This window comes from Halomonas sp. LBP4 (assembly GCF_003202205.1).
Classification (GTDB): Bacteria; Pseudomonadota; Gammaproteobacteria; order Pseudomonadales; family Halomonadaceae; genus Halomonas; species Halomonas flagellata.
In genome coordinates this window covers 222,883-249,392 of sequence record NZ_PDOG01000005.1, presented here as the reverse complement: position 1 = coordinate 249,392, position 26,510 = coordinate 222,883, and the positions used below count along the sequence as shown (strand labels likewise).

Below are 26,510 nucleotides of genomic sequence, written 5' to 3'. Positions count from 1 at the left end.
AGGGTCGAGGATGCGTGCGCACAGGAGCACGTGAGGTACGGTGTCCAGGGCTTTGAACCCCTTGTGCGCGGCGACCTCCAGGATGGCAGTGGAAGAATCGAGCGAACCATAGACTGCCGCCCGACCCTTCGAATTCCAGCGCCCACCTCCCAGCTCGGCGCCGATACCGCTGTCCCAGGTCTCAAGGTGGCGCTTCCGCTCCAGGCGCCACAGGAAGATATCGCCGTTCCCTGGCCGCTCAACCATCAGGTGTAAACCCCGTAATCCATGCGCGTCAGGAAGTCGTCGACCAATTCATAGCCCACCTGGGTGGAGATCAGGTCGATCGGCTTGTGGCCCTCCAAGCCCATCGCTGGCGTGTTCATCCAGCGTTCGGCCTCCTCCATGTCCCCGAACACGTCCTCGGCTTTGCTCAGCACCTCGGCAAACCGCCAGGTTCGACTGCTCTGTTCGGCAGTCAGTGGCTGTGGTTTGTTCTTTCGACGCTGGAAGGTGCGATGGGACATCCCCACCACCTTGATAAGCGCCTGGGTGTCATCGAGCAGGTTGATTGTGTGAGAAAGCGAGATCACGACCTCCATAGGGAAGCCCTGTTCGATCATCTCGTGGACTTCAAAAGGCGTCTTGGCCTTGTGAGGCTTGTTCCCGAACAGCAGATCAAGCGTCCTCGTCAGGATGCTATGCTCGCGGTTCTGTTTGGCATGTTCTTCGATGACGGTCATGGCATTGCCCTCCATCGTTGCCATTTGGCATCAGGATAACGCCAAATGGCGCGAAAGGCGAATGCCTTCTGGGCTCAACCGTAGTAGTCCGGCTTGAACTCTGGCTCGTCCAGCAGTTCGAGCCAGCGCTTGCACTGGTCCGGCTGTTCGAAGAACAGCTTCACAAGCCCTGGCGTCCAGAGATCGCCTCGCGCTGGATCGCCTTCGGTCATGGCATCGCAGACCAGCTTCAGTGCATCGTGCAGGGCGATCGACAGCGCCGAGCGCTGCTCTTCATCCAGGTCGGTCTGCAGGGCTCGGCAGAGGGCTGTGACGGTGCTTGCCGCCTTCTCGTACCGCCAGTCGGGGGTAGGCACTCCACTTCTCCTTTTCGTCGATCGTCGAGGGTGTCCGGTTGGGCCGCCACCATCCTACCGTCTTGCGCGCCCCGTTGTGCGACGACGGTCAGAACAGCTCGGCCTGCTCCGGCTCACGCGGTGAGTCGTCTTCCTCGAAGACGTCCTGAAGCGACGTGACAACGGTGAGAAGCTGATCGGCGCTTTCCTCGGTGAGCTCGTTGAACCAGCGCCGGGCGATAGCATCGCCTGGCAGGTCGCTGGATACCCAGCGCCCCTGTATGTAGAGCGCGGCATCGCTGACTCGCCCGCAGGCCTGGCAGACCTGGTACTCGAGATCCGCCTTGAGCCGGCCGTTGCGAACCTTGCCTCGGTCTGTCGCGCCACCACATGAACACTGCATGGCTGTTCTCCTTCGCCGGCGGAATGGTGCCGGCAGCATGGCGATTATCCAGATTATCAGGGTTATGCAACTCGCCGCCTACCGCTCACGTCCCATCTGGTTGCGGTAGAACCCCCAGGGCAGGTGCAATGCCCTTGCCTGGAGTCGCTCGGGCACCCCACCCTCCGCCGCCAGCTGCAAGCTGACACGCAGGTCACCATTGGCGCGGACCTCTACCGCGTCGCTGGTGGATTCGCGCACCACCGCCAGTGCCATGTTCCGCGGGAGCGTGTTGCTTTGAGCAATGCGAGCCGCTTCGTCAGGCCGCACCTCCGCCGCGGCGCCCACTTGTGGTCCCTGCATGGTGGCGCGTACCCAGGTCGTCCCCAGCAATAGCTGGCTGGCCACGGCAAACCGCCCGTCGTGCGCCCCTGGTTGCGAGGCCTCTACCTTGATGAACAGCGGGAAGCTGGCCAGGACCTCGAAGCTGGCGAAGAACCGCTCGGCGTCCTCTTGTGCCATCGTCTCCAGGTCGAAACGATCGATCATGCCGTGCTCGTCGAACGGCAACCCCACCAGCTGCGCCAGCTCACGCCGATAGTCCCCGAGTCCCGTGACGCTGATCTCAAGCTGAAGCATGTCCCCGCGGTGGGTGACCTGATCCACCTCTACCCGCATCCGCTCATTCATGGCCATGGCCAGCTCAGCACCCTTGGCGAGGAACGCCTGCTGGAGGGTGGCGCGGCGCTCAAGCGAGGCATCGACCTGCTCTGCCAAGGCCTGGGAGTCGACGAGGTCGCTGACGGCCTGACGGTTGTTCGAGAGCGAGCCCAGCAGTCGCTCGGCCCGGCGAGCCCGCTCGGACGCTTCGGCAGCGTCGAAGGTGGTGTCGATCAGCGCCCTGAGCTCGGCCTGCAGGCGTCGGTTCTCCAGGGTGAGTCGCTCCAGGACCAACTGCTGCCGTTGGTCGCGGTGCAGGGCGGCGATGCGCTCCTGCAGCACCTCATCCTCGATGGCCAGCCGCACCAGCAGGGACAGCACCGGCCGGCCCTCCTTGTTCACGGTAAGGGTTTCCTCGAGGGTCTCGGCCTCGATCATGGCCGCGGTCATCACGGTGACCGACTCCGCCAGCTCGCCGCTCTCGGTGAGGGTGGTCTCCCGGGCGACATAACTGCCGGCCTGTCGCGCCCCCTCCTCGCGCAGCCGCGAGTGAAGCAGCTCTCTGGCCTTGCTGACCGTGTCGTCGTCGTGGAGCACATAGCGATCCTCGAGCACCGTCTGAAAGGCGTGGGCCACACCACCGAACAGCAGGTGCAGGCAACATGTCCCGATCGCGGCGCCGCGCCGGAGTCGATGCCGCCATCTCTCGCGCCGTTGTTCCAACGTGTCAGAGACCATCCTCACTCCTCCCAGGCACAGGTGAAGGGCTCCCCTGCCCGTTCCACGACCGCGGTGTGCAGGCGAACCTCTGGCAGGCTGTAGCCACCTTCCAGCTGTGTGATCCGGTAGGTGTAGCGCTGCGGGTCGGCCTCTTCCCAGCCCCCGCTCACGACATGCTGCGGGGGCGTGCCTGCCAGCATCACCCCCGTGCGAGCCGCGAACTCGGCCTGGCGGCCAATGCCCGGGACGCAGTAGCGACCCTGATCGTCCCACCCGTCGCTCCCCGGGCCCTCCCAGCCGGCTCGGGATACGCTGGAGGTGTTGCCACAGGCCGCCAGGGCGATGATCAGCACACTGCCAACAGCCTGTCGCAGAGGCCTACCGTTCACGGTGCCGTGGCGCCACGGGGTTCCGTGACGGCGACAGCAGGGGGCTGATCCTCGCCGGCCTCGGCATCCGGATCATAGGCCGGCTGGCCCGCCACCCGGTCCATCAGCCGCTCATAGGCCTCGTCGAGCTCATTGGACGGCCCGAAGGCATCCAGCGCCCGGTTGAACTCCCGGTAGGGGAGCTTGACCAGGGTGTAGGCCCGGTAGCCACGGGGCCCGGCCTGGACCTCGCGAGCAATGTCATCGACGCCGGCGAGGTTCACCTGGTCGACGAAGCTGTTAACGATGTACCGGTAGTCGCTGTCGCTGGACCCGACCATGGTGTCCTCGGCTGACAGCTCCATGTTCACCTCCTTGGCCACGTCGTACCGTGCCTGGAGGTTGGACTTGCGAATCGCGTTGGTGAGATCCGGGCTCTCGCCGATCCCCACCCCGTACATGCCGCTCCCGTCGGGGCGCGGCTTGCTCAGCACCCACGCGGGCAGGCTGTCGAGCTGCTCTTCGCCGGCCCTGATCCGCAGCTTGGCCAGCTCCACCTCTCGTTCCTGCAAGCGCTCGTGGATCTTGGCCTCCTGGTCCAGCGCCTTGTCGATCGGGGATGACGAGCAGCCCACCAGCAGGGCCGGTGCCAGCGCCAGCGCCGGCAGCATCATGAGTTTGCGCATGTCGGTTTCCTTTTCTGACATCCACAGGCCTCGGTGATCGAGGCTGTTACATGGCGCGGCGTCCTGCCGGGCACCTCGCGCAGGGGGGTCCGCCTGGCGGCTGACCTACCCGCGGGTGCGAGGGTTTGCTGTCGAAGGCCTCCTGTTGCGTCGTGACGGCGTCATCGGTGGTGCCATTGCTGAGCAGCCTCTTCCTCGGGTTGCCGCCGCAGCTGCGCGGTCAGGGCTTCCAGCTGATGGAGCCGGCGTCGGCCGACCCCGGCACCGCCGGGCAGGTCCACGGTGTACCAGCCACCGCGCCCCTCGATGATGGTGGGCTCGGTCCCCATGGCGGCCATGTAGGCGTCGCGGTAGGCACCCAGCACGGGCTTCGGGTCACGCGAGCTCATGGTGTCCTCCACTGCGCAGCGTCGGGGTGATCGAAGGTGATCACGTCACTGCCGGTCGGCGCCTCCGAGCAACGAATGGCCTGGATCTCATGGTCCTTGAGGCGCAGCCGCGTCTTGAGTCGGGCCGCCAGGCGATCGGGCGTGACGCCGCCGCCGGCGGTCCAGGGCGCCATGATGACGCCCCGGGCGAAGACCTCGTCGCCCTCATCGACGCCGGCCATGGCTTGCTGGTTGGCCACCTCGATCAGCGGGGTGATGCGGTCGCCCTCGGCCCGGAACGCATTCCGGCTGTGGACCCAGCCCCACTCCCGGTACTCCTCCCCTGCCGGGTTGCGGGCATAGGCGATCAGGATCACCTGCCAGTGCATGGCCAGGCGCTGGGCATCTCCATAGATGGCGTCGACCTGGTGAGGCGGGACCATGGCGAGCACGCCATAGCCGTGCTTGGTGACCTCGCCGCCGGCATCGACCTGGGCGTGGTCGACGTAGCGCCAGCAGTAGGCCTGCTGGCAGAACCGGCTGGCGCGACGCAGCCGGGATGCGCGTTTCTTCTGCTGCTGGCTCATGGGGCGTCTCGGGCGTCCTCTGGTCTGTCGTGTCGGTGGGCGTGAGCCCTTGGGTCCAGCTTACCGATTCCGCTGATTACGCAAGGGCCTCTCGATGTCGATGGGGTCAGGCGCTTGCACGCTCTGTTCCGACGCAACGGCGGGGCGCTGCACGGCTCAGCGCGGCAGCGGCAGGCAGCCGTCGGGTGTCATGCGAAAGCCGTCGTCCGTCCAGTAGTGGATGACCTGGGTCACGGCGATGCCGGAGGCCACGGGCACCTGCTGATACTCGGCACAGCCCTCGGGGGTGACCCCGACCCGCTCCCAGCGGGTCAGCACCTCGCCGGCGGCGTTGCGCACGGTGTAGGGCGCTCCGTCGGGGTGGGTGTCCGGGGGTGGGCTAGCCCAGGCTGGCAACGCCGAGATCAGGAGGCACCAAGGCGCCAGCCCCTTCAGGCCTGCGCGAACGGGGCGAGGGTTAGAAGCGGACACGGTAGTTCACCATGGCGGCCGTATCGGGCGAGGCGTCACGGTCGTGGCCCGGCTCGAGGGTGTGCACGAGGTTGACCTGCAGGGCGCTGCGTTCGCTGGGCAGGTAGGTGTAGCCGAGCTCGATATCCTGCTGGCGCCCGGAAGGCGACAGCGAGGCGTGACGCGACTCTCGGATCACTGTGCCGTCGAGGGTGCGTCCGACCGGGACCGACAGCGTCGCTGTGGCGCTGTCGAGGCGCATCGGCTGGCGGTAGCCCAGTGCGGCGAGGTGGCGATCGCCGGTCCACTGGAGCCCCATGCCGAACTCCTCGGCCTGGATACCCTCGATGCGCTGGATCAGACCGCTGGGGTGGGCATCGCCGCGGCCTTGGTCATAGTGGGCGAAGGCACGCAGCCGCGGTGCCAAGGTGGCGTCGAGGGTCACGCTGCCGAAGGTCATGCGGTTGCGCTCTCCGAGGGACAGGGCACCGTGGCCCTGGGCCCCCAGCAGCCCCTGGGACTCGTTGAGCACGCCGACGGTGCTGGTCAGGCCGATGTCGTCGGTGAGCGCCATGCGCAGCCCCAGATCGGTGCGGCTGGCCTGGTAGGTACTGTCGAACGCCGAGGTCTCGTCGCGGCCGTCGCCGGCCCAGTGCTTGGCGACAAGCGCCAGCTGGCCACCCAGCGGGACTTCCGTGCGCAGGCCGTTCACGGCGTCGAGCCCTTCGGTCAGCGCGGAGCCGCCCTGGTACGACAGCAAGGGCATCATGCCCGAGTTGCCATAGGGGCTCAGCGGGTCCGTCTCATCACCGGCGAAGTGAAAGGCGGTCCACTGGCTGGCGCCCATGCGCCCATCGAGGCGGCTGGCCAGGGTCTCTCCACGGCCGTTGTGGGTGGCACTGAAGCGAAATGCCCCGAAGGTGCCGTCGAATTGCTGGCGCTGCTCGGGCGAGGCGGCCGAGAGCCTAGCCATGTGGTCGCGCATGGTGCGCTCCCGGTCTTGGCGTGGTTGGCTCTGTCCCGACAGGTCTATGGGGTAGTCCCGGCCCAGGTCGTCGAAGGCTGCCACCCTGGCCAGGGCGTCGCTGGTGGCGAGGCTGTCGCCGTAGGCGCCGGACAGTTCGGCCATGCTCTGGTGTGCCTCCACCGAGGCCCCATCGACCTGGTTCCCGGTGGGCACGGCGAGGGTGCCGGCCGGAGCCAGGGCTTCGAGGATGTCGGCTTCCCCCTGCCCCATGTAGTAGGTGCCGCAGTTGGCGGAGCCGCTGGCGCCACAGGTGTTGTCCTGAAACAGCGGCGAGCTCTGGTCGGCGGTGTCCAGCAGGTGCTTGGAGACGGTCGCGGCATCCAGGTGGGGCCAGCGCTCGATGATGGCAGCGGCGAATTCGGCCACCTGTGGTGCCGTGACGGACGTCCCGCCCCAGTAAGCGTAGGTGTCGTCGCCGTCGGCGGTCGCGGCCACGGCATCCCAGGGCGCCGTCAGGAAGCGCGACTGCCAGTTCGCATCGTCACCGGGGTGATTGCTCTGGGGGTCGAGGACGACCTCGTCGTTGGCATCCCGGGTCGATCCCCCGACGATCAGCATGCGCTCGAAGATCTCCGCGTGCTGGTGGATCGGGTTCGACGACTGCAGGGGCTGGCCGTCATTGCCGGCGGCGATGACATAGACGCTCCCCAGGCCGTCGTTGCTGGAAATGATCTGCTCGAGCGAGGTCAGGGCGTTGACCCCACGATACGATGCCGCGGGATCTGGGGCATCGATACGCCCACTCCAGCTGTGGTTGATGACCCGGGCGCCCTCGGTGGCCAGATAGCCCACGCTGTAATCGAGCACATTGGTGGCGGCGAGGCCGGCGTTGTCGTCATCGGACACCTTGGCCAGCAACAGGCCGGTGTGACTCGGCGCCTGGGTGACCAGGGAAGCGATGGCGGTCCCATGATCCTCGTCGCCACTGACGTCGGCGCTGTCGTCGATGAGGTTGGTCGCCTTGAGCAGGTGGGGCTCGATCGTCTCGTGGGTCAGGCGAAAGCCGGAATCGGCCACGCCGACCACCACGGCGCCATCCGGGCTGGGCGTTTCGGCATTGTCGCTAGGGGAGGTGCTCTCGGGCGCTGGCGCGGGCTCGTGGACGCCATCGGGGTCGTTAGACTTCGTCGAGCCACCACCGCCGCCGAGACAGCCGGTGAGCAGGAAGGCGATGGCTGGCAGCGCCAGCAGGGTCGCATAACGGGGCTTGGTCATGGGCAGTATGCGGCTATGGCCTGACGGCACAGCACCGGCATCTCCTGGTATCCGTGGGTGTCGTGTCGATGACCAGATTACGGATATTTCAGATGATGCAAGGGGCGGGAAAGCCCCTTCATGGGCGTGCATTCAAAGAAATGCCGCCAGGCGCTGGAGCCCTGACGGCATCGGTGGGATCGCCTCTGGATCTTGGTGCCGCGGATCGTGTAGCCGTCCGGTCAAGCCCCGCCAATGCGGGGAACTCAAGTGGGCGAACCTTGACGTGATAGGCTTCCTCCGCTCACCCCCGCGCCCGCGGGGAACACCTAGCGTGGCAGCGCTGGGAGTCAATTGCCTACCGTTCACCCCGCAGCCGCGGGGAACACTGCGTGTCTATCCATCCCAGGAGCTGACTGTAGCGTTCAACCCCGCAACCGCGGGGAGCACATTATCGGGCAGTTCTGAAAATCTGCTGATTCCGCGCACCCCGCTCCGGCGGGGAACCGATGCCAGGCTTCTCAGGCTATCACTTATATTCCGTTCACCCCCGCGCCCGCGGGGAACGCCGCGGCACCGCCGCCGGCTACGTCGCTAAGTACCGCACACCCCCGCGCCTGCGGGGAACACTATCGCTCAGATCAGATTAGGTGATCGCGATTCCGCTCACCCCGCGCCCGCGGGGAAAACCGCGCCGCGTACGCTTGCCAGCGCTACGAGCAACGCTCACCCCCGCGCCTGCGGGGAACACATCGGCGAGCGTCCTCAATGACTCGCGTAAAACCGCTCACCCCCGCGCCTGCGGGGAACACACCACCTCACCGAGGTTGGGGTCGTAGAGCTGCCGCACACCCCCGCGCCTGCGGGGAAAGCCAAGCCGAGGCCGCCGATAACCCGACATACATCCGCACACCCCCGCGCCTGCGGGGAAAGCTCTACAGAAATAACGCATGAATATCGGCCGGTTATGCGAACCACGACCACGCACCACTACATGAAATCGGTGACAGCTACCCGCCTGGGCTTCCTGCTCTCCTCCTTCACCTTCTTTCTCGCTAGACGGTACCGCCCCATGAAGCGATGGGGAATGGCGCCGAGCAGCTCCGTTGCGGTGCGCATCCCTTCGCCAGGGCGCTCTCCATCAGGTCTGGGGAAACGCGGGTCGAGGATGACTATGGTCGCCGAGTCATCCGGATGCCGGATCGCCCGACCAATACCCTGCCTAAGCTTGTGGGCAGCCTTGGTGCCATCCTGGCGCGTCTGCAACACGGTCGCCATGCGCGATGCCTCGTCGGCTCTTCCTGCTGTGGCCATCAGGCTCTGGGCCAGCGTGAAATGCTCAACCGCGCTGGGCGCCGGCCTGGGATTCCGCAGGATCACCACCGTCGCCCAGTAACTCTGGCCATCCTGGCGCTGGGGAGACAGACCCTCCCAGCCCGCTGGGGTGACCAGGATCGCGTCCCGGGGCAACGACTCTGCAATCTGGTTGAGGGGCTCTCCTGCCGCATGGGTGACCAGCCGCGAGGCGGCATCCGCTGGCCAGTGGCGCTTGAGTACCGCGACATCGTGGTAGCTGCCGCACAGCACCAGGGTACGCCCCTTGCCACTCGCGAGAATCTCCCGGATGGCCCGCTTGGCGAACGTTGGGGCCAGTTCATGGTGCCCTGCGTCGGTCTTGTACAGCGGCGCCGGCATGTCGGCAGGGAACTGGAACGTGAGATCGCCGAAGGTCAGCGGCTCGAAGGCTTCCGTCAGCCCCATGCGGGAGTCGCTGGCGCCCATCACCAGGCGACCGCGCATGAAATCGAAGGTCGGAGCCTCACCAGGACCGTGCTGAAGATCCGACAGCGTGGCCGAGGTGAGCAGTGTCACGCGCTTCTCGGCGTTGGCCTTCAGGCTGGCGCCGGCGGCTGGCGCCGGTACCACCAGCCCGGGAAGCCCTTCGACCGGGGAGTGCTGCAACAGGACGCGCTGGGGGCCTTGCGTATTGCGCAGATGACGGAGGATCGCGTCGGCCTCCTGGCGCACCTGACGCCACTCTTGCCACGTCGTGTCATCGTGTCGATCCGCCGAGGGGCGGGCCCGGAGCAACCCCGACAGCGCGTCGACCATCACCTGCTGCTCAGCGGCGCCGGGGATGACCACCTCCCCCGCCCGCGCCGGCGACCGGAAATCGTCGAACAGGGTCTGCCATGCCCGGGTGGCCGTCTTCAGGCCCATGGAGCGCAGCAGCGTCAAGGTGGAGCGGAACGACAGGCGCTGGGACAACGCTTGCTCCGCGGCTTCCGGGTAGTGCTCAGCCTCATCCAGCAGTAGCGCATACGGTTCTTCCGCTGCGGTCACCTGCCCCTGGGTCACCAGGTCGATGGCCAGCAGCGTGTGGTTGATGACCAGGAGGTCACTGGAACGCATGGCATCGTAATGCTCGGACAGTGCGGCCGGAGTGGGTTCATGGTCCGTTAGCGCAATGTCCTGTGGCGTCAGACCATCCGGCAGCTGCTCCGGCATCAGGTCCAGCAGACAGCCCTCCGTCTCCAGCGCCCACTGCGCCAGCTCGCGCTCGGAGCTGGGTCGCCCGAGGTCGACCACCACCGTTGAGAGATCTGGGGCGCCCAGGCGTAGCGCGAGGCGGGTCGGCGACACATAGTTCTGCCGGCCCATGCGCAACCCCATGGTCAGGGCAGGCAGCCCCTGCCAGGCAAGGTAGTCGGCGATGATGGCCTGATTGCTCTCGGCCAGCAGCTGGCGCTGCAGGCTGCGCGAATGGGTCGAGATCACGGCCCGTCGCCCATGCTGGTGTCCCCGGGCGACCCAGTCGGCCAGGCACAGCAGGTAGGCAAGGCTCTTGCCGATCCCCGTGCTGGCCTCGTTGAAGTGAAACTGCCCGGGCCTGGCCAAACCGGCACAGATCGCCTCGGCGTAGTCGAGCTGGACCGGGTTGACGGTGAAGCCGGGCCGCTTGGGGAGTTGCTCCCTGAGATAGTGTGCCACCGGGTTATGCATTGCTGCTCCCTTCCATTCATGTCGTCACACCGCGCCAGCACGGGTCATCCCCGACTTGCGGGGAGCGCGGTGACTGATTCACCAAGGGCGAGTGCTGGTATCGCCCACCCCCGATGGTGCGGGACATTACTTCAGCGTTGCTGCAGGCCTCGGCCACCCCCGCGGCTGCGGGGCACTACTGCGACAGTGTCGTAGGCCGCGCTCACCCCCGCGCCTGCGGGGAACACTGCCGAACAGCGGCGTCGGCGCTGGGTGCCGTACGTTCACCCCCGCGCCTGCGGGGAAAGCGTCGCTCGCTTGGGAAGCCGCGCACTCCCTGAGGGGAAGCTCAATCCACCACCCGGCACAGCATGCCCATGCCGTAGCCTTTCTTGCGGCCGATCCCGTCGAGCCACGCCGCCGCGGCCTTGATCGGGTCACTCACTGTCACCGCGGCACGGAACTGCGCGACGGTGAAGCGGCCCTTCTTGCGACGCACGTGGCGTACCGAGGTCCACTCGAGCACTTCCTGATCCTGCGGGTCGGCAAGGGCGAGTCCGCTGGCGGCGAGGCGCGAGGCCACAACCTCTGGCCAGCGTTCGCGAGGCGCGGGCATGTGCTTGCCCCGCTGTCCGTGGGCGTGGGCACTGGCCGTGATGGTGGGCGACATCACCCACTCCAGGTTGAGCCGGGCGCCCTCCTTGAGCTCGATCTCCCGCGGGGCTCCCCCGGGGAAGGGTTCGGCCGACCGCAGCATGAACAGGTGCCGGTTTGGCCCCAGGGGCTCGGCACGGAACAGGAAGTTGCGCTGGCCGCCCGGGTAGTCGGCCGCTCCGGCAAACAGCCGCCAGGCCGTCTTGTGCCGGTCATCCAGGGTTACTTCTTGCCCCGGCGGATTGCCGGGATGGGCCAGGGCAGAGCCTTCGTAGTAGTGCACGATCACAGGGCACCCTCCTCGATCAGTGGAATGAGTTCGCGCATGACCGGGGTCAGGCGCATGCGGCTATGGGGATCAACGGGCAGCGCGGCCAGCACGGTCATGGGATCGTCGAGCGCCTCCGTCCACTTCTGCAGTGACGCGTCATGACGCCGACCCTGAGCGGCCTGGACGATGGGCCGCCAGAAGGCGGGGGTCACGGCCTTCTTCGCCAGCCCCTGGGCGTGCACGAGGCGAGCGACATCGATCATGGCGGCGAGATCCAGGGGCTCGGCGCCCTGGTCACTGAGGCACCACACCTCCGACAAGGAGAACGATGCCCGCCACTGGCCCATCAGGGTGTCGGCCTTGCGGCCCCAGTTCTCGATGAACACGAAGCCCTTATGGCTGTCCGCCAGCGCTCCGGCGCTGTGCAGCTTCAGCAGCAGGGCCATGGCGCCACAGCGATGCAGGCGTCCCAGGCGGCCCAACTCACCGTCCTGAAACTTGTCGATCCAGCCCTGGGGCAGCGCCAGATCCAGCTCACCCGCCGGGGTAATGACGCCGCCGGAGCCGGCCAGCATCCCCAGCTTCCCTCCGTCAGGATTCCCGCCCCGCGCCAGCTTCTCGACACCCAGCATGGCGGTGGCGGGAATCCGGGGCGTGTAGCAGGTCGTGCAGACGGACTCGAAGGCGTAGCCGGCGCCGTATTGGTACTCCATGGCCAGCCCGGGGTCCTCGACCTCGTCCCAGGCTCGCCGGCAGCAGGCGCAGGACACCGTCGTGGGGGTGAAAGTGTCCATCATGGCGGGGTCACGGAGCCCCGTGGTGGCCTGATGGAGCAGTGCGTAACCGCGGCTCATGCCAGCACCTCCTTGAGAACCCGAGGGGGGCGGTAGACCGGCTCGTCGGCGCCGGTGAGTCCCATCCGCAGCGTGTCAGGAACGGCGCTATAGCGGTCTGACGCATGGTCCTCGGCGGATCGCCAGGGACGCATCCGCCAGCCTTCGTCGGTATCAGGCTCCACGGCCTCGATGGTGAAGTGTCCTTGCCCCCGGGCGTGCTCCTTGCCGACGTGATGGATCAGGCTCAACAGCTTGAGGCACTGTTCCGGGTCACCCTCGCCATAGAACATCAGGTACGGGCTGAGGTAGCCGTGGTGGGTGGTCAGCTTGGGCGCCGTACCCGAGCCATCGATCTTGATGTTCTTGATCGGCTTGTTCCGACGCGTCGCGGCATGAGCCGGCAGGCGAGTCACGCTCGAGGGGAGCTTGACCACCTGGCCGACGAGCCCGTGCTGGGCGGTGATGCCGAAAACGGCCTGGGAGCCCCGGTAGCCGCCGCGCTGGTCATCCCAGGTCAGCGGCAGGTCGTCCACCGGCGCGGCCCAGTCCAGCCGCTGATGCCGCACGGCTTCGGCCAGCAGAGTGTCGAGCCGGGGGGTGACCACCGGCAGGATCACCGGCGTGTGCAGCCGCAGGCGGAGTTGAAACGCAGTGGCCATGGGTCATGCCTCCTGGCGTTGACGGGCCTGGCTGAGCAGATAGACGGACAGGTCCATGTCGGGGAGCGCCGCGACGAACGCGTCCCAGGCCTCGGTGAGCGATTCGCCCTCCATCTGGAAGCCCAGGTCGTCGAGGGTGACCTCGCCGATGGGTTCGGCCTTGAGCTCGCCGCTGGCACGCCGGTACACCGTCCACTGGCCGGAGACGGCGCCGAAGCCGCCGGCGCGGTGACCGCCAAGGTGCGGGGTGATCGAGAAGTCGGCCAGGCTGTGCAGAAGCAGCCCCAGGTCCACGGCGTTGCCGCCGTTGATGCGCAGGGTGCAGCTCAGCTCGCTCCCCGGGGCGATCGACTCATGCCCGGCCAGCGGGTGCTTGAGAGACTCGGTACCGCCCTCTCGTGCTTCCTTGATGGCTTTCTCACGGGCATCCAGGTCGGCGAGCTGCTGGCTGATGCGCTTGCGGTCGTCGGGATCGTCAGCGGCCTTGCGGTAGGCCTTCTTCAACTCGTTGACCTGCTCGCGGACCACCTTGATGTCGTCCATGCTGGCGCGGCTGCTGGCCAGCGTCTGGAGCAGGCGGTCGCGCTCGGCGTCGTCGAGCCAGTCAACGAGCTCGGGGTCGCGCTCGAACTGGTCGTGGCGAACGCCCTGCCCGGCGGTGACCACGTTGGTTGCCGGGGTCAGCAGCGGTTGGACCTCGAGGCGACCGGCGAGCTTCCAGCGCCCCATCAGGTTGAGCAGCGGGTTGAGTTCGCGCAGGCGCTTCTCGGCCATAGGGTCGTGGCTCTTGCCGGTGTCCTCTGTGTTCACCTCGCGGGTGGTATCCACGCCCTGCCCCAGCATGTACATCTGCGACAGCGGCATGCCGGTGTCCTTGGCGGTCTCGCGCAGCACCACGTTCAGGGCGCTCTTGCGCAGCGGCCCGCGCAGGGTGCCGCCGTTCAGGAACACCTGGCCGTGCGGGGTGCTCGGCAAGGCGCCATCCAGGCCAATGTAGTTGACCGAGATCGGGCTCTGCGCAGTGAGGTGCCCGCGGAGGGTGTAGGCATAGGTATCGGTCACGGAAGTCTCCTCGGGTGAAAGGCTCGCGCCAGATCGTGCCAGCGCTGGGCCAGCGTAGCGATCTGGCTGAGGATGCAAGGGGGCAAACAAGACCACCGCCAGCGGGGTGCTCTGTCGGCGGGGAATGGGCTAGGTCACGGTAACGTCAGAACATCCAGCCGGTGGGGTTCGGGTGTGCCTGCTGCTGGGCCAGGGCCTTCCAGCCCTTGATGACGCGGATCACCAGCCAGACCGCCCAGAACAGCAGCACCAGGAAGCCGATAATGACCATGGACAGCAGGGAGCCCACCGCCAGGAACAGCAGGCCCATCCAGAAGGTGCGGATCTGGAACTGGTAGTGAGAGCGCAGCCACTCGGGTGCGTCGTTGCGGTTGAGGTAGGCGATCACCACGCCGATCAGTGCGGTGATGCCGGTGAACAGGCCGGCGAGGTAGAGGAGATAGACGGCCTTGCACATGCCATCGGAGGTGGCGGCAGCGGGTGTCGGGGCGGTGGTGTTGTCCGTGGTCATCTTCTGGTTCCTTGGGGCTTCGGTTGGATGGGTACTGCCCGGCCTATGGTAGGGGCGTGCCCAGGAAGGACTCCGGTCGGGACATGCCCTTGAGGGACCTTCTGCGCAAGGGCGTAACGTCACTGTTGCGAAGGAACGCCACGCTCCTACCAGCTGAGCTCCCCGGTCAGGCGCCAACGCAGGTTGTTGGTCATGGTGACCAGGGCGCCCAGGGGGTAGCCGACGCCGTCGTTGACGATGATGCGGTCACCGCGACGGGTGAGGCGCGGTGGCTGGCCGTTGGCCTTGGCGTAGAGGCTGCGGTAGTCGCTGATGATGCGGTCGGCGCGGGGCTCGGGGATGCGGCAGGTCGACATGTGGGCTCCTGGGTGGGCTGGGGCTGGCGCCAGCGGTGGGGTCTGGGACAAGCCTACGGCTCCCCTCCCCCCCGACGATCAGTCTGGAATTACTCTTGAGGGGCACGACTTAGAAAAACGCTGCGCGAAAGAAAGCGCCCTGCGGATGACAGGGCGGAGTGACGAATGGCCCGGGCAATGACCCGGGCGACGCCGGTGGCTAGGAGGCGCCGCAGCCTTCGCTGCGGAAGGCGCCCGCAGGCAATACCCAGGGGGTGCCGGGCGCGGCGAACACCGGGAGGGTGTAGTCGGGCCGGGTGGCCTGCTCGAGGGCGGCGAGGTCCTCGATCTCGAAGGGGCGTGAGCGGCGGGCCCGCTCGAGCACGGTGAGCTTGTCGCGGCTGATGGTGGTACCGAACTGCTGCTCGTAGTCGGCGATGCGCTGGGCCTTCTCGGGGAAGTAGTGGGCGATGGTGGCCCAGATCGTGTCGCTGTTGAACACACACGACTGACATGAACTGCGTGACCAGCCCAGGCGGTACGGTACCGGCGCCAGCACGCCATGGCGCTCGAGGGTTTCCCACACGCGGCTCTCGTCCCAGTCAAGGACCGGCCGCCAGGCGTCGACAAGGCGAGCCTTGCGACCAAAGCGGGTGTCGCTGGCATGTCGCTCCAGCTGGAAATAGCGGGCGCGGTTGGCGCTCTCTTCCCGACGCTCGCCGGTGATGAACAGGGTCTTGGTACCCAGGAAACGCGATTGGTTGTTCAGGGCCCGGCGACCCAGATCGATCTTGAGTGCGGAACACCACCTGGTCTGAAGGCTGGCGCTGACCTGGGGGAAGCGCAGGCGGGTGGCCGGCTTGCTGCGACGGGTGTCGCGCTCCAGGGTGAGCAGGCCGTCGGGCGTTTCGACGCACTGGGGATGGCTGTAGCCGTCCTGCTTGAGCATTTCCCCCTCGAAGCCGTGCTTGAGCCAACTGAAATAGAGCGGCACCTCGAAGGCATGCGCCAGTTGGCGATTGAAGTCAGCCATGAACGACCAGTCCATCAGGGTGCTGCCCTCGCGACCGTCGACATCGTGGTGCCAGAGCTCGACCTTGCGCATGTCGACGCCCTGCTCGATCAGATGCAGGAGGCAGGCGATCGAGTCCTTGCCGCCGCTCATCAGATTTGCGCGAGATACCTCGCACTTCTAGTGCGAGGAGGGATAGCGCGTCGTCCGCAAGGACGACCCTGTTCTCGCTGCCTCCTTCTCAGGCGGTTGCTATCTTACAGTTTTCGGTGTATTTTGTAAGGCATGACGAAACGCGCCTACAAGTGCCGCTTCTACCCAACGCCTGAACAGGAGCAACTCCTGGCCAGGACGTTTGGGTGTGTGCGTTTCGTCTACAACGCGGTGCTGCGTTACCGCACCGATGCGTTCTACGAACGCCGAGAGAAGATCGGCTACGTGGAGGCGAATGCCGAGCTTTCCCGATTGAAGAAGGGCGCCGAGACGGCCTTCCTCAACGAGGTCAGCTCGGTCCCGCTTCAGCAGTGCCTTCGCCACCAGCAGACCGCCTTCAAGAACTTCTTCGAGGGCCGTGCCCGCTACCCGAACTTCAAGAGCAAGCGACACCGCCAGTCGGCGGAGTTCACTCGCTCGGCGTTCAAGTATCGAGACGGTCAGCTGTTCCTGGCCAAAAGCAAGGAGCCGCTGGCGATCCGTTGGAGCCGGGAACTGCCCAGCGATCCGACAACCGTCACCGTTTCCAAGGACTCGGCAGGCCGCTACTTCGTCAGCTGCCTGTGTGAGTTCGACCCCGAGACGTTGCCCGTTACCCCGAAAATGGTGGGTATCGATCTCGGCTTGAAAGACCTGTTCGTCACCAGCAACGGACATCGAATCGGCAATCCCCGCCATACGGCGAAATACGCGACCCGTCTGGTCAAGGCACAGCGTCGGCTGAGCAAGAAGAAACTCGGCTCGAAGAACCGTGCCAAGGCCCGGCAGAAAGTGGCGCGCCTTCACGCCAAGATCTCCGATTGCCGGATGGACAACTTGCACAAGCTGTCCCGCCAGATCGTTAACGAGAACCAAGTGATCTGCGTCGAGTCCCTCAAGGTGAAGAACATGCTGCGCAACCCTACCCTGGCCAAGTCGATCAGTGATGCCGGCTGGGGTGAATTCGTCCGACAGCTGGAATACAAGGCTGAGTGGGCGGGCCGGCGACTGTCGGCCATCGACCAGTGGTACCCCTCCAGCAAACGCTGCTCCGGCTGCGGCCACGTCGTGGACGCGCTACCGCTGCAGGTTCGTGAGTGGGAGTGCCCGGAATGCGCAGAGAGCCACGACCGCGACATCAACGCCGCGGTCAACATCAAAGCCGCCGGGCTGGCGGTGTTAGCCCTTGGAGAGAATGTAAGCGGCATGGGGCAAGTCTCCATGTCCGGTTCTCGGTGAATTGGGAATCCCCTCCCTTCAGGGAGGGGAGCAGTCAAGCAGACGACGATGGCCTCGTAGCTCGACAGGTCGATCTCCTCCGCCGCGAAGAAGCGGCCCTTGGCCTCATCGTTGGCGATGGTCTCGGCGCCGCCCAGCATGTCCAGTTGCTGGCGCAGGCCGGGGATCACCACCTGATCGTCGATCTGGTGGCTGGGAATGAGCCGGGGCTTGCTGGTCATGGCGTGTCTCCGCTGGCGGTGAGGGGGAACACGTCCAAGGTCTCATGGCCGGCGAAAGACGCAACGGGGGTGGCGGATACAGTGTCCTGTCGGTACCGCATGTTGGCAGTGCCCCGGGAGAGACACCGCGAATGGCCGACGGTCAGTCGGCGGGGGGCTTGCGGGCCGTGCGCCGGTGACGGCGTGCCCACAGGGCCAGTGGCAGGCCCAGGAAGAGTGCCGGTGAGAACAGCACCAGTCCACGCAACAGGGTGTCGATCATGTCCAGCCTCACAGCGTCTACATCCTCTGATGACAGCCTAGCCGCCTTGGTGTGCCGGCAGCAGTACGCCGCGGGGATCAGATTGTCGCCTCGAAGGCGCGACAGTGTGCCTCGAACGTGTCCCTCCAGCCGGCGGGCATCCTGGGGCAGCGCCCCGATGAGCCGATCCATCGCGTCTTGCGTCTGCTGCAAGGTTGAGATGGCGGCATCCAGCTGGAGAACATCGATACCGGGCTCGTCGCGATAGACCGCCAGTCCCGAGAGCAGTCGCGGTAGCTCACCGTAGTCAATGGCCTGAATGCCCATGCCATGCCCGTCGTTGTAGCACGACCGCCCACAGGCGATCACGGAGACGCACATGTCCGGCAGCAAGATCTGGCTCTCGCCACGTACGGTGGCCTCGGTGGTGATCGACGACATCGCCTGGAGCGCCTCGCTGCTGAGGCCGTCGTAGCACAGGAGGGCCTCGCCTTCCTCGGGCCTGTCGATGACTCCACGGGCGGCCCCACAGAACCGCTCGAGGTGCCCTCTCATGCCGGCCAGTTCCCGGGGGAGCTCGCGGGCACGGTCGTTGACCCCTTCCAAAAACTGCGCCCTGGCGGAGGCCTTGGTGTCGCGGCGTGACGCCGGCGCAGGGCATGGGGGGTGCAACAGCTCGCAGGGGTCGGCCAGGGCAAACCTGTCGTCACGACGCGCCAGATCCGTCACGTAGTCCGTGGCCGTGGTCAGCGCCTCGTGGGAAAACCATTCGGTGTGCCCATCGCCCCCGTGGGGATGTGGGGATCGCCACGACTCGAGCATGAAGTGCAGGACCGACTCGGCCTTGGCGATATGGCCCGCCGTGCCCGTCAGTACCCGGGTGCGCTCCAGGTCCAGCGCGTCGAGGCCCAGGGCCTGGAATCGGCTGGCGGGCGCCACTGAGCGGCCTATCTTGAACCGCTCGTCGCGCTGGGGAACCGCCAGGTACAGGTAGGCACAGGACGTCATGCTGGCTCTCCCCGGTGTTCGGCATAGAGCGTGAACAGAACATGGGCAATGTCCGTGCGGTGATAGGCGTCACTGGGCCGGGAGTCGAGTTCATCCGCCAACTGACGGGTGACTGACGCGGGGTAGATCAGTCCCGCCTGGAGCAGGTCCGTGAGGACAGCGGCCTCCTCGCGGCTGGGCTTGCTGGTGCCCATGCCCAAGCTCTCAAGGTGGGCAATGTGGGGCAGGTGGACCCGGTCGATCGCCCGGGCCAGGCGTTCGAACTGATCCAGGGTGACCTTTCCGCGGATGTAGTCCCGCCAGGCCAGCCCCAGCAGCGAGGGCTTGTCCATGTCATCGTGGCGATCGATCAGCAGGAAAAGTTGCTCCCCGATGCGGTCACGCACGGCCGGATCGTGGTCCAGCTGTGCGCTGAAGGCCTCGCGCTCGTTTGCCGGGATGTCGCGCAGCTCATGGAAGAAACGCAGCAGCTTGTGGACGAGCAGCTGGTCGCGATAGCTCCTGAGCCCGGTGTCGGCGATGGCGATCCACTTGAGGGCGGGTATCTCCATCAGGGCGCCCGAGTCGGCGAGCCCCTTCCGGCAGGCCGCCAGATGCTTGGCGACCGCGTCGGGGAGCCTGGGGGTGCGCAGCGTCGAGGTCAGGGCGTCTCCGGCATTCTCGGGCATCTGGGGCCCTCCGTTGAGGTGTTGTCGGCAGGCCACCAGGGTGGCGAGTGTCAGGATAAGAGAGTGGCGGGGATCGGCGAGTATTCGGGGCAGAGAACGGCTCGCACCGCCACCAGCCTGAGCGTCAGATCGACGACCCCGAGCTCGGCGATATCACCGCTGGCCACGGCATCGTCGGCCCGTTCGGCGAGGTAGTCGGGATTCCCCTCGAGGCCATACTCATCCATCGAGGCCACCGCTTCCAGTCCGTAGGCATCAGAGAGGCCGGTGCCTCCTCCGGCCTACGCCCTACCCCGCTGCATCCCTATGACACCGCCTTGTCCACGGCTGGCGCCTCCAAGGGATCTTCCCTTGGCTCAAGCACCACCCATCCATGAGTGATGGCCAGGGCGACCAGGTGAGTGGTGTTGCGGGCGTAAACCCGCTCGCAGGCAAGGACGATGTGGCGGCGTATGGTGCCGATCGAGCGATGAAGCGCAGCGGCGCATTGCTCCGCCGTGTGTCCCTCGGCGAGCAGGGAGACAATCTGGCGCTGGCGCTTGGTCAGGCCCACGGTGGCGGTTTTGACTCGTGCCTCGCTGTCGGGACGTGACATTGGTTCCCCCTTCCGTTGGATCTCGCGCCAGGCACTGGCCCAGGCCCTGCGTTCTTGATTGTCCATGGCAAGTGCCTTGCGTGCGTTCGGTCGCGGCAGGACCTTGAAACGGGTGGTGCCTGACGCGAAGCTGCCTGTCTCGCGGAGACAGGTCGCCTCCGGGTAGACCTGATGCACCTTGTCCTTCGCCTTCATGCGGTGACTCCTGCGCCGATGATGGTGGCTGTCAGCGGTCGTGACTCGGGGTAGAGGATAGCTCTCACCGCGGCCAGCTCGAGGGACAGGTCGACGAATCCCAGCACCGCGAACTCCCCGCTGGCCACGGCGGCCTGCCAGCGGCGTGCATGGGCCTTGAGCGAGCGGATCGGCGTCATGTCGGCATCGGCAACGACGCCGTCCACGATGACAATCAGGGTGCTGTCCGGGAGCGCGGGGGCGACCTCCTCGACCTTCTCGCCATCGATGCGGAACACGGTCTCGTCGTGACACTGCCCATCGGGCCAGAAGGCGTCGTCGTCCAGGAAGGCGTCAAAGTCGCCCTTGGTCATCTTCACGCGATGGTTTCCTCGTGGTGTCTCTGCGGGCGGGGCCGCTTGCATGTCCGGTTGCCGGGGGCGTGTCTTGCCAGGGATCAGCCCCGCTCGACCGTTTCGCCTTCCATGACCGCCAGACCGTTGGGGGTCATGGCGAACCACGGCTGGGCGTCGCGCCCCGGGGGCTTGCGCCAGCAGACCTCGATCAGGCCATGCTCGAGGCACCAGCGCAGCCCGCCTGCCAGCGACTCGAAGGGGGCATCTTCCACGTCCCCCTGGACGACCCTGACGCCATCGGCGCCCAGCGGGATCGCGCTGTTGCGAAGGAACGGCGTGATGCCCTCTCCCCGGTGCCCCTGGTCGCGGCGATCGAAGGCTTCCTTGAGGAAGCCCAGGGCCACCTGCGCCATGGCGGGCAGGGTGTCGCGGCGCAAGTGAGTCATCTGGTAGTCGGGCTCACCCGGGTTCATGGCACGCCATTGCCGGTAGTGGGTGAGGCAGTAGTGCGCGTTGTCGCCTACGACCCGGCCATGCCGCTCGCAGAGGCGGCGATCACAGGTCAGGTCGCCGCCAATCGGGAAGTCGCACAGCCAGCCCGCCACGTCGCTGCAGTCGGCGCAATGCTCACCCAGGTCGCCATGGAAATGGATGTCGCCCTTGTCGGTCTGGGCTCGGTAGCTGGGCATGCGTGAGATCCTTGTCGGTGTGTCGTTGGGCCACGGACGCTCGTCTAGCGTGCCTTCTTGCGGCCACCCAGGCGGCTGTACTCCTCGCGCCCCATGATGGGCTGGGTCATGGCCTCCTCGAGGCTCATCTTGCCGGCCTTCACCTTGCGCATCCGGTGGCGCCAGGTGCTGGGGTTGAACCCCAGGCGCCGGGCGGTAGCGAGCTCGCCGTCGGGATCGAGGGGGCGACCACCGGCCTTCTGGCGCCGCCTGACGAGCGGCACTCGCTGGTGCTCCGGGATGTGCATGGTCTCCTCCACGGGTGTCGGGTCGAGGGATGTGCCACTAGCGTCTCACCAAGCGGCCCCGATGCAAGGGCGTGACGTCACCATGATGTCCCATCGGTACCGTGCCCTGCGGTTCTGGTGATCAATCGAAGAACTGGCGCCACCAGCGCCTCCAGCCCGTGGGGGCCGTCTCCTCCTCCGCCGGCTGCCGGTAGCGGCGGATGAGCGGCTCGAAATGATAGGGATCATTCAACAACGTCAGCACCGTGGCGTTCGGCTTCTCGATCGCTGGCGATACCGCGTAGCCGTGGGTGTCGCCCAGGTAGGCGGCGACGGCGGCACTGCGTGAGCGGCCGAAGTAGCAGTGGACGAAGATCTGCTCGACCTGATGTGCGGCGAGGTCATCGAGGAAGTCCTTCAGCGCTTTCGCCTGTTCAGCCGTGATGTAGCTCTGATACAGCAGTTCGAAGTCGTGCTTCACCCAATTGATGATGTCCTCGCTGTAGGTGCCGTCGTAGAAGGCGCAGCGCAACAGCCGCTCCCAGCCGGGCTGCAGAGGCGCATCAGGCTTGTCCGGATCGGTGATGGAGATCATCGCGGCTCCCGGAACAGGGGCCATGTCGCAGGCCTCACGCTGGCTCAGGAAGACGACGCGGCGTTTCTCGCCGCCTTCCGCCGGCGGCTCGGTATCGGTCGGGTCATGCATGGTGCTCTCCTCCTGGAGGGTCTAGCCGTGGCACAGCAGGCCACTGTCGATGATGTCTCCTACCCGCGAGGGCCCCAGGCCACGGATGCGCTGGAGGCTCTCCGGGGCATCCCACGGCCGGCCCTCCACGACGTGCCGGGAGCGTGCTTCGCCGATGTGGGGCAGGCGCTCCAGAACATCTCGTGGGCTGCGATTGAGATCGACGCAGTCATAGACGGGGTCATTGGCTGCCTGAGACTCCCTGGCGTGTGACGCGCCCAGGGACGAGTCGATGCGCAGCTGGGCATCACCGAGGGCGATCCACACCGGGGCATGGTCGGAGACGGTGGCCCTTGCCTGCTCGTGGCTGATGCCGAGCAGCTCAGGAAAGCGCAGCTTGCCGGCGTCGGTGACCTGCAGGCGACCGGGGACCACCCACAGGTGGTCGTACTCATTTGCATAGACGCCGTGGTGGCTGCTCAGGGTGGTGGCGCCGTCATTGGCCACCGAGACCACGCCGCGATTCCGCATCGGGCGCCAGCCGCGATGTTCCGAGGCCAGGTTGCAGTCGCAGGCGAGCACCCGGGGGGTGTCGCCGTAGACTTCCTCGAGCCAGTCCCAGTAGTCCCCCAGGGCATGAATCTCGGGCAGTCGGTCGCTGACCGAGTCGCCGTAGAGCACGTGGATGTTGGCTAGCACGAAATCGGTACCGCTGTGCCGGCTCCTGAAGCGGGCCGAGTAGGGCTCTCGGGAGAAGGTGTCACCGTGGTCCAGGAACACCACGGCGCCATCCACGTACTCCACGCTGGCGTCGCGGTAGAGGAACGCATAGGCCTCGCGATAGGAGCCGCGACCGATCAGGTGGCTGGTCATGGATTGCCAGGCTTCGCCGGTCTGCCGCTCGAGGCGCTGCTCGAGGCGATCGACGGCCGCCGGGTCCATCACCTCCTGGATGGCCACGATGTCCATGGTCTGGGCGATCTGGGCGACCTGGTCGAAGCGCTTGCCGTTGGCCCACCCGAGATGGCGGATGTTCCACGAGCCGATGACGATGTCCGCGACCGCGGTGACGGGGATCAGCGCCAGCAGCAGTGCCAGGGTGAGGCGGCGAAGGTAGCGAGGCATCAGCGGGTCTCCTTGGGTCAGGCGGCAAACAGCCGGCGCGGGTCGAGGGGGGCGTCGAACCCCGGGGCATCACGGAAGAGCTCGGCACCGCCGCTGGCGTACTCGAGCATCATCTCGGTGCACACCCAGCGCCGCCCCAGGCTCTCGGCGGCACGTCCGGTCATCGAGCGCCCGGCAAAGGGGTCGACGACCAGGTCTCCCTCGGTGGTCAGGTAGCGGATGAAGAATTCGGGGATGCTGTAGGGCATGGCCGCCCCGTGCAGCGGCAGCCCCAGGTCCTGGGCTGCCTGGCGGTAGCGGTCGCCCCAGGGACAGCGATGGCCACGGCGCAGCACGTTGCGGGGAATCCGTCCCGGGGTATCGGCGCCGAAATCGCCCGGGCGCAGCCGATAGGCCCCGTCGCCGTAGCTGGCGGTGCGCTGCTCCCCTCCCCTGTCGATCAGGGCTTGCTGGCGCGGGGTATGGGCCTCGAGGACGCGACGGTTGTCGCTCTTCACGCGGGCCGGGTCCTTGGCGAACCACAGGATTGGCTCGTAGGCGACGTTGAGCTGCTGGCGCGTCTTGCTGGCCCACTGGATCGGCCCCGGGGGCTTGGAGGGGTTGTGCCACACCAGGCGGTCCATGAGGGCGAGGCCGAACTGGTCCTCCAGCGCCAGCGTCAGCCGCTCCAGGTAGGTCGACCGCGCCGGCGACCGCTCATGGAAGATCTCATTGCTCAAATTCAGTACCAGCGAGGCTTCGGGGACCATGCGCTCGATGATCGGCGCCAGCGCCTGGCACACGAAGTCGACGATCGCCCGGGCATCGACGTTGCCGTAGGCACGCGAGACGCGCAGAGGGTACGGCGGCGAGGTGAAGCACAGGGTGATGGGCACCTCGAGGGCGTTGAACACGTCCTCGGCAGCGGACCACATGGCCACGCCCAGATCCGCCGAGAAGGCGAGCACCTTGAGGGGCCGGCGGATGGGGTGCAGGTCTCGCCGCGCCTTGTCGGTCAGCTGCCAAACGCCTCGCTTGCCCTCGACGCGCTCGACCAGGCCAAGCGCCTTGAGCGACTGCTGGTACCAGCGCACCTGGCGATAGAAGACGTTGCGAGGCGTCGCGGCCTCGCCGACGGGTTCCACCCGGGTCACGGTGGCTTCCCCGAGGCCGGCACGCTGGGCTACTGCCTGGTACAGGGTGGCATTGTCCATGGGGCGCTCGGCGGTGGCGGCGTAGGCGCCGAGCACATGGCCGAACATGTCGAGCTGGGCTGCGGGTTGGGTCATGGGGCCAGCGTCTCCTGAAAGCGTGGAAGAGAGACCGCGTCGGCGGCCTCTCGGGTAGCTGTCAGGTTACGGAATGCTGAGATCATGCAAGGGCCTCTGCTTCGGCCACCCTGCCGGGCAACGCCTCGGGGGCGGCGCTGCCGCCGACGCCGTGGTGCAGCTGGACCTGCTTGCCCTTCTCGATGCCCTCACGGATCGCCTCGGCATCCCCGAGCAAAGCGCCCTTGTGGCGACGGTCACGGGCCGCCTCGATGCCTTCCTCGCCGTATTCACGCTCCATCCACTGCGCGACCAGCTGCGACTCCTTCACCGGTACCGTGAGGTCCTTGACCTTCTGGTACACCGCGCTCAACCACGCCTCGGCGAAGAGGTCGGCACGGCGCGTCTTGAGGCTCTTGCGCATCCTGGGCGGGAGTTCCTTGAGGTAGGCACTGCGGTCCTTCTTGAGCTGGCGGTGCAGGATCGAGAAGGCGTAGGCAGCGACCTCCGGGGCCTCCCCTACCCCGATGAAGTCAGCACTGCCCTCCATGCGCCAGCGGGTCTGTGGACCGCGTTTGGTGTGGTAGACGTATTCGACCCCAAAGGCCTCCTTGATCAGGCTCATCAGCAGCCACAGCCAGCGCGGGGGATGGGATACGGCGCCGCTCTTGGCGCGATGGCGCGTCACGTCGGCGAGCTGTACGTCGACGTCATTGAGGCCGTGCTTGGCCATCAGCTTCTGGGCCTGGCGCAGGGCGGCGGCGGCCTCGTTGGCGTTGTCGCTCTTGGCGAGGCGCAGGCACTTCTTGATCTTGTCGAGGGCACGGCGGTCCATGATCAGCTCCTGGTGGGCACTGAGGATGCGAGGTGACGTTGGCCCCAGGCCTCGGCTTTCTGCCAGGCCTGTTGGGCATTGCCGGCCGACACGATCGGTGTGCCATCCGGCAGGTAGACGACATAGCCGGTGATCCCCATGGCCTCGCTCCGCCGGCAGTAGACGCCGTCGGGGAGATGGCGCAAGGCATCGCGCCTGGGGGTCGCGCCCGGCATGGGCCCCTTGGCGAACATCGACTAGCCCGCCTCGGCCATGGTCAGCGTGTCCTGGCGCAGGGCGCTCAGGATGGCGAGGGCGTCATGGTTCAGCGTCGGCTCAGCGTCGTCGCGCAGGCTGTGCCACAGCCCGGTGTGCGTGGCGACGCGCCTCGGCTCCGGGGAGACCACGTCGAGCTGCCCCAGCAGGCTGGTCCGCTCCGCTGCCGGCGTGGACTCCCAGGCCGCCAGTACCTTGGCATCGTGTCGCCACCAGGTGTTGTTCCAGTTCAGACGGTGGTAGGCGGCCTTGTGGCCCCAGGCCTTCTCCTCGATCGCCGGCTTCACGCAGGTATCGATCACCACCAGATCCAGCTGCAGCGCCAGCTCGCTGTCCGAGGTCACCCGGTAGCTGTGACAGAGCCCGGGGACATCCTCCAGGGCACCGTCCACGCTGCGCAGGAAGCCGTAGTAGTCGTTGTAGGTGGCCAGTTCCTTCACCGTGGCCCCACGGTGCACCAGCAGCAGGGTGGCTTCGGTCTCGCGTAGCCACAGCAGTGATTCCCCGAAGGGTTCGAGGCAGACGGTCTCCGCAACGGGGTCGGCAGTACGGCGAATGAGATGTGCCGTTTCGCGATGGACCACCGGGGCGGCAGAGAACAGGAGGTCATGCATGGCGGGAGTCCTTGTCTCAGGGTGTGAGGCCTGGCTGGGTTGGCCATGGGAGTCAGCGGCGTCGAGCGGCTTTCATGGCGTCAGCGGCATTCAAGACCTCGCCGGCGTTGAAGTACATCTCGGTCGCCGCCTTACCGAGGTGGGCGATCGGCCGCGGCGGCATCACGCCATGGAGAGGTTGCTCGGTACGTACCGCCTGCTTGAGCTCGGTGACGCGGACGTCCATCAGGCGGGCGGCATTGGCGACGCCGAGTCGTGTGTTGCGAAAATCCGACATGA

The 26,510-nt window shown here is 66.6% G+C and carries 34 protein-coding genes; 1 reads left to right on the top strand and 33 read right to left on the bottom strand.

The window, feature by feature from the left end; genetic code table 11:
* The 19 genes from CR157_RS17555 to CR157_RS17465 form a co-directional block, all read right to left on the bottom strand.
* Window positions 1-246, bottom strand: a 246-nt coding sequence (locus CR157_RS17555) for an RES family NAD+ phosphorylase (RefSeq protein WP_181422104.1), incomplete at its 3' end; no start/stop codon positions are given.
* Window positions 246-722 (bottom strand): type II RES/Xre toxin-antitoxin system antitoxin, encoded by a 477-nt coding sequence (gene parS / locus CR157_RS17550; protein ID WP_110284829.1) that lies wholly within the window; start codon window positions 720-722, stop codon window positions 246-248. The genes parS and CR157_RS17555, both read right to left, overlap by 1 nt.
* A 74-nt stretch (window positions 723-796) precedes the next feature.
* A complete protein-coding gene (locus CR157_RS17545; RefSeq protein ID WP_110284828.1) occupies window positions 797-1,078 on the bottom strand; it encodes a hypothetical protein in 282 nt (93 codons plus the stop codon).
* A gap of 88 nt (window positions 1,079-1,166) precedes the next feature.
* A complete protein-coding gene (locus tag CR157_RS17540) occupies window positions 1,167-1,460 on the bottom strand; it encodes a hypothetical protein (protein ID WP_110284827.1) in 294 nt (97 codons plus the stop codon).
* A gap of 78 nt (window positions 1,461-1,538) precedes the next feature.
* The gene (locus CR157_RS17535) at window positions 1,539-2,837 is read right to left on the bottom strand and encodes a hypothetical protein (protein ID WP_110284826.1); all 1,299 of its coding nucleotides are present in this window, start codon (window positions 2,835-2,837) and stop codon (window positions 1,539-1,541) included.
* Between the two features lie 2 nt (window positions 2,838-2,839).
* Window positions 2,840-3,172: a hypothetical protein gene (locus CR157_RS17530; protein ID WP_110284825.1), complete on the bottom strand. Its 333-nt coding sequence runs from the start codon at window positions 3,170-3,172 to the stop codon at window positions 2,840-2,842.
* A gap of 32 nt (window positions 3,173-3,204) precedes the next feature.
* Window positions 3,205-3,873, bottom strand: a complete 669-nt coding sequence (locus CR157_RS17525) for a hypothetical protein (protein WP_110284824.1) — start codon at window positions 3,871-3,873, stop codon at window positions 3,205-3,207.
* Window positions 3,874-4,034: 161 nt separating this feature from the next.
* Window positions 4,035-4,262, bottom strand: a complete 228-nt coding sequence (locus CR157_RS17520) for a hypothetical protein (protein WP_110284823.1) — start codon at window positions 4,260-4,262, stop codon at window positions 4,035-4,037.
* Window positions 4,259-4,828, bottom strand: coding sequence for a hypothetical protein (locus CR157_RS17515; protein WP_110284822.1), 570 nt, complete (start codon window positions 4,826-4,828; stop codon window positions 4,259-4,261). Before CR157_RS17515 ends, CR157_RS17520 begins: the two co-directional genes overlap by 4 nt.
* 156 nt (window positions 4,829-4,984) lie before the next feature.
* On the bottom strand, window positions 4,985-5,167 hold the full coding sequence (locus CR157_RS17510; protein ID WP_110284821.1) for a hypothetical protein: 183 nt from the start codon (window positions 5,165-5,167) through the stop codon (window positions 4,985-4,987).
* A 118-nt stretch (window positions 5,168-5,285) separates the two neighbouring features.
* A complete protein-coding gene (locus CR157_RS17505; protein ID WP_181422103.1) occupies window positions 5,286-7,520 on the bottom strand; it encodes a S8 family serine peptidase in 2,235 nt (744 codons plus the stop codon).
* A 969-nt stretch (window positions 7,521-8,489) separates the two neighbouring features.
* Entirely contained in the window at window positions 8,490-10,502 is a 2,013-nt protein-coding gene (locus CR157_RS17500; protein ID WP_110284819.1) for a helicase C-terminal domain-containing protein, read from the bottom strand.
* Between the two features lie 328 nt (window positions 10,503-10,830).
* Window positions 10,831-11,424, bottom strand: coding sequence for a type I-E CRISPR-associated protein Cas6/Cse3/CasE (locus CR157_RS17495; protein WP_110284818.1), 594 nt, complete (start codon window positions 11,422-11,424; stop codon window positions 10,831-10,833).
* Complete coding sequence (locus CR157_RS17490) at window positions 11,421-12,260, bottom strand: hypothetical protein (protein WP_110284817.1); 840 nt, start codon at window positions 12,258-12,260, stop codon at window positions 11,421-11,423. Before CR157_RS17490 ends, CR157_RS17495 begins: the two co-directional genes overlap by 4 nt.
* On the bottom strand, window positions 12,257-12,901 hold the full coding sequence (locus CR157_RS17485) for a hypothetical protein (RefSeq protein WP_110284816.1): 645 nt from the start codon (window positions 12,899-12,901) through the stop codon (window positions 12,257-12,259). The genes CR157_RS17490 and CR157_RS17485 overlap by 4 nt, the downstream gene beginning before the upstream one ends.
* Window positions 12,902-12,904: 3 nt before the next feature.
* On the bottom strand, window positions 12,905-13,963 hold the full coding sequence (locus CR157_RS17480) for a hypothetical protein (protein ID WP_110284815.1): 1,059 nt from the start codon (window positions 13,961-13,963) through the stop codon (window positions 12,905-12,907).
* A gap of 145 nt (window positions 13,964-14,108) precedes the next feature.
* The gene (locus CR157_RS17475; protein ID WP_258364217.1) at window positions 14,109-14,474 is read right to left on the bottom strand and encodes a DUF4870 family protein; all 366 of its coding nucleotides are present in this window, start codon (window positions 14,472-14,474) and stop codon (window positions 14,109-14,111) included.
* A 146-nt stretch (window positions 14,475-14,620) separates the two neighbouring features.
* Window positions 14,621-14,830: a hypothetical protein gene (locus CR157_RS17470; RefSeq protein WP_110284814.1), complete on the bottom strand. Its 210-nt coding sequence runs from the start codon at window positions 14,828-14,830 to the stop codon at window positions 14,621-14,623.
* A 199-nt stretch (window positions 14,831-15,029) separates the two neighbouring features.
* The gene (locus CR157_RS17465; RefSeq protein WP_110284813.1) at window positions 15,030-15,974 is read right to left on the bottom strand and encodes a phosphoadenosine phosphosulfate reductase domain-containing protein; all 945 of its coding nucleotides are present in this window, start codon (window positions 15,972-15,974) and stop codon (window positions 15,030-15,032) included.
* Between the two features lie 132 nt (window positions 15,975-16,106).
* On the opposite strand from CR157_RS17465, the gene CR157_RS17460 reads away from it, so the two are divergent.
* Window positions 16,107-17,252, top strand: coding sequence for an RNA-guided endonuclease InsQ/TnpB family protein (locus tag CR157_RS17460; RefSeq protein WP_110284812.1), 1,146 nt, complete (start codon window positions 16,107-16,109; stop codon window positions 17,250-17,252).
* Between the two features lie 363 nt (window positions 17,253-17,615).
* Here CR157_RS17460 and CR157_RS17455 read toward each other — a convergent pair whose 3' ends face one another.
* The 14 genes from CR157_RS17455 to CR157_RS17395 form a co-directional block, all read right to left on the bottom strand.
* On the bottom strand, window positions 17,616-18,722 hold the full coding sequence (locus tag CR157_RS17455) for a GIY-YIG nuclease family protein (RefSeq protein ID WP_110284811.1): 1,107 nt from the start codon (window positions 18,720-18,722) through the stop codon (window positions 17,616-17,618).
* On the bottom strand, window positions 18,719-19,390 hold the full coding sequence (locus tag CR157_RS17450) for a hypothetical protein (protein ID WP_110284810.1): 672 nt from the start codon (window positions 19,388-19,390) through the stop codon (window positions 18,719-18,721). The genes CR157_RS17455 and CR157_RS17450 overlap by 4 nt, the downstream gene beginning before the upstream one ends.
* A gap of 50 nt (window positions 19,391-19,440) precedes the next feature.
* Entirely contained in the window at window positions 19,441-19,617 is a 177-nt protein-coding gene (locus tag CR157_RS22670; RefSeq protein WP_181422102.1) for a hypothetical protein, read from the bottom strand.
* A gap of 77 nt (window positions 19,618-19,694) precedes the next feature.
* Window positions 19,695-20,180, bottom strand: coding sequence for a response regulator transcription factor (locus CR157_RS17445; protein WP_110284809.1), 486 nt, complete (start codon window positions 20,178-20,180; stop codon window positions 19,695-19,697).
* The gene (locus tag CR157_RS17440; RefSeq protein ID WP_110284808.1) at window positions 20,177-20,539 is read right to left on the bottom strand and encodes a hypothetical protein; all 363 of its coding nucleotides are present in this window, start codon (window positions 20,537-20,539) and stop codon (window positions 20,177-20,179) included. Before CR157_RS17440 ends, CR157_RS17445 begins: the two co-directional genes overlap by 4 nt.
* 77 nt (window positions 20,540-20,616) lie before the next feature.
* Window positions 20,617-21,204 (bottom strand): hypothetical protein, encoded by a 588-nt coding sequence (locus CR157_RS17435; RefSeq protein ID WP_110284807.1) that lies wholly within the window; start codon window positions 21,202-21,204, stop codon window positions 20,617-20,619.
* A gap of 44 nt (window positions 21,205-21,248) precedes the next feature.
* Entirely contained in the window at window positions 21,249-21,491 is a 243-nt protein-coding gene (locus CR157_RS17430) for a hypothetical protein (protein WP_110284806.1), read from the bottom strand.
* A 121-nt stretch (window positions 21,492-21,612) separates the two neighbouring features.
* Window positions 21,613-22,176 (bottom strand): dual specificity protein phosphatase family protein, encoded by a 564-nt coding sequence (locus tag CR157_RS17425; RefSeq protein WP_110284805.1) that lies wholly within the window; start codon window positions 22,174-22,176, stop codon window positions 21,613-21,615.
* 21 nt (window positions 22,177-22,197) lie between these two features.
* The gene (locus tag CR157_RS17420) at window positions 22,198-23,280 is read right to left on the bottom strand and encodes an endonuclease (protein WP_110284804.1); all 1,083 of its coding nucleotides are present in this window, start codon (window positions 23,278-23,280) and stop codon (window positions 22,198-22,200) included.
* A gap of 17 nt (window positions 23,281-23,297) precedes the next feature.
* The gene (locus CR157_RS17415) at window positions 23,298-24,548 is read right to left on the bottom strand and encodes a site-specific DNA-methyltransferase (RefSeq protein ID WP_110284803.1); all 1,251 of its coding nucleotides are present in this window, start codon (window positions 24,546-24,548) and stop codon (window positions 23,298-23,300) included.
* Window positions 24,549-24,630: 82 nt separating this feature from the next.
* Window positions 24,631-25,362, bottom strand: a complete 732-nt coding sequence (locus CR157_RS17410; protein WP_110284802.1) for a DUF2786 domain-containing protein — start codon at window positions 25,360-25,362, stop codon at window positions 24,631-24,633.
* A 2-nt stretch (window positions 25,363-25,364) separates the two neighbouring features.
* Window positions 25,365-25,595 carry a hypothetical protein gene (locus CR157_RS17405; RefSeq protein WP_110284801.1) on the bottom strand — a complete coding sequence of 77 codons (231 nt, stop codon included), beginning with the start codon at window positions 25,593-25,595 and terminating at the stop codon, window positions 25,365-25,367.
* Window positions 25,596-25,598: 3 nt separating this feature from the next.
* Window positions 25,599-26,231: a hypothetical protein gene (locus CR157_RS17400; RefSeq protein ID WP_110284800.1), complete on the bottom strand. Its 633-nt coding sequence runs from the start codon at window positions 26,229-26,231 to the stop codon at window positions 25,599-25,601.
* 52 nt (window positions 26,232-26,283) lie between these two features.
* On the bottom strand, window positions 26,284-26,508 hold the full coding sequence (locus CR157_RS17395) for a hypothetical protein (protein ID WP_110284799.1): 225 nt from the start codon (window positions 26,506-26,508) through the stop codon (window positions 26,284-26,286).
* Between the last annotated feature and the right edge of the window lie 2 nt (window positions 26,509-26,510).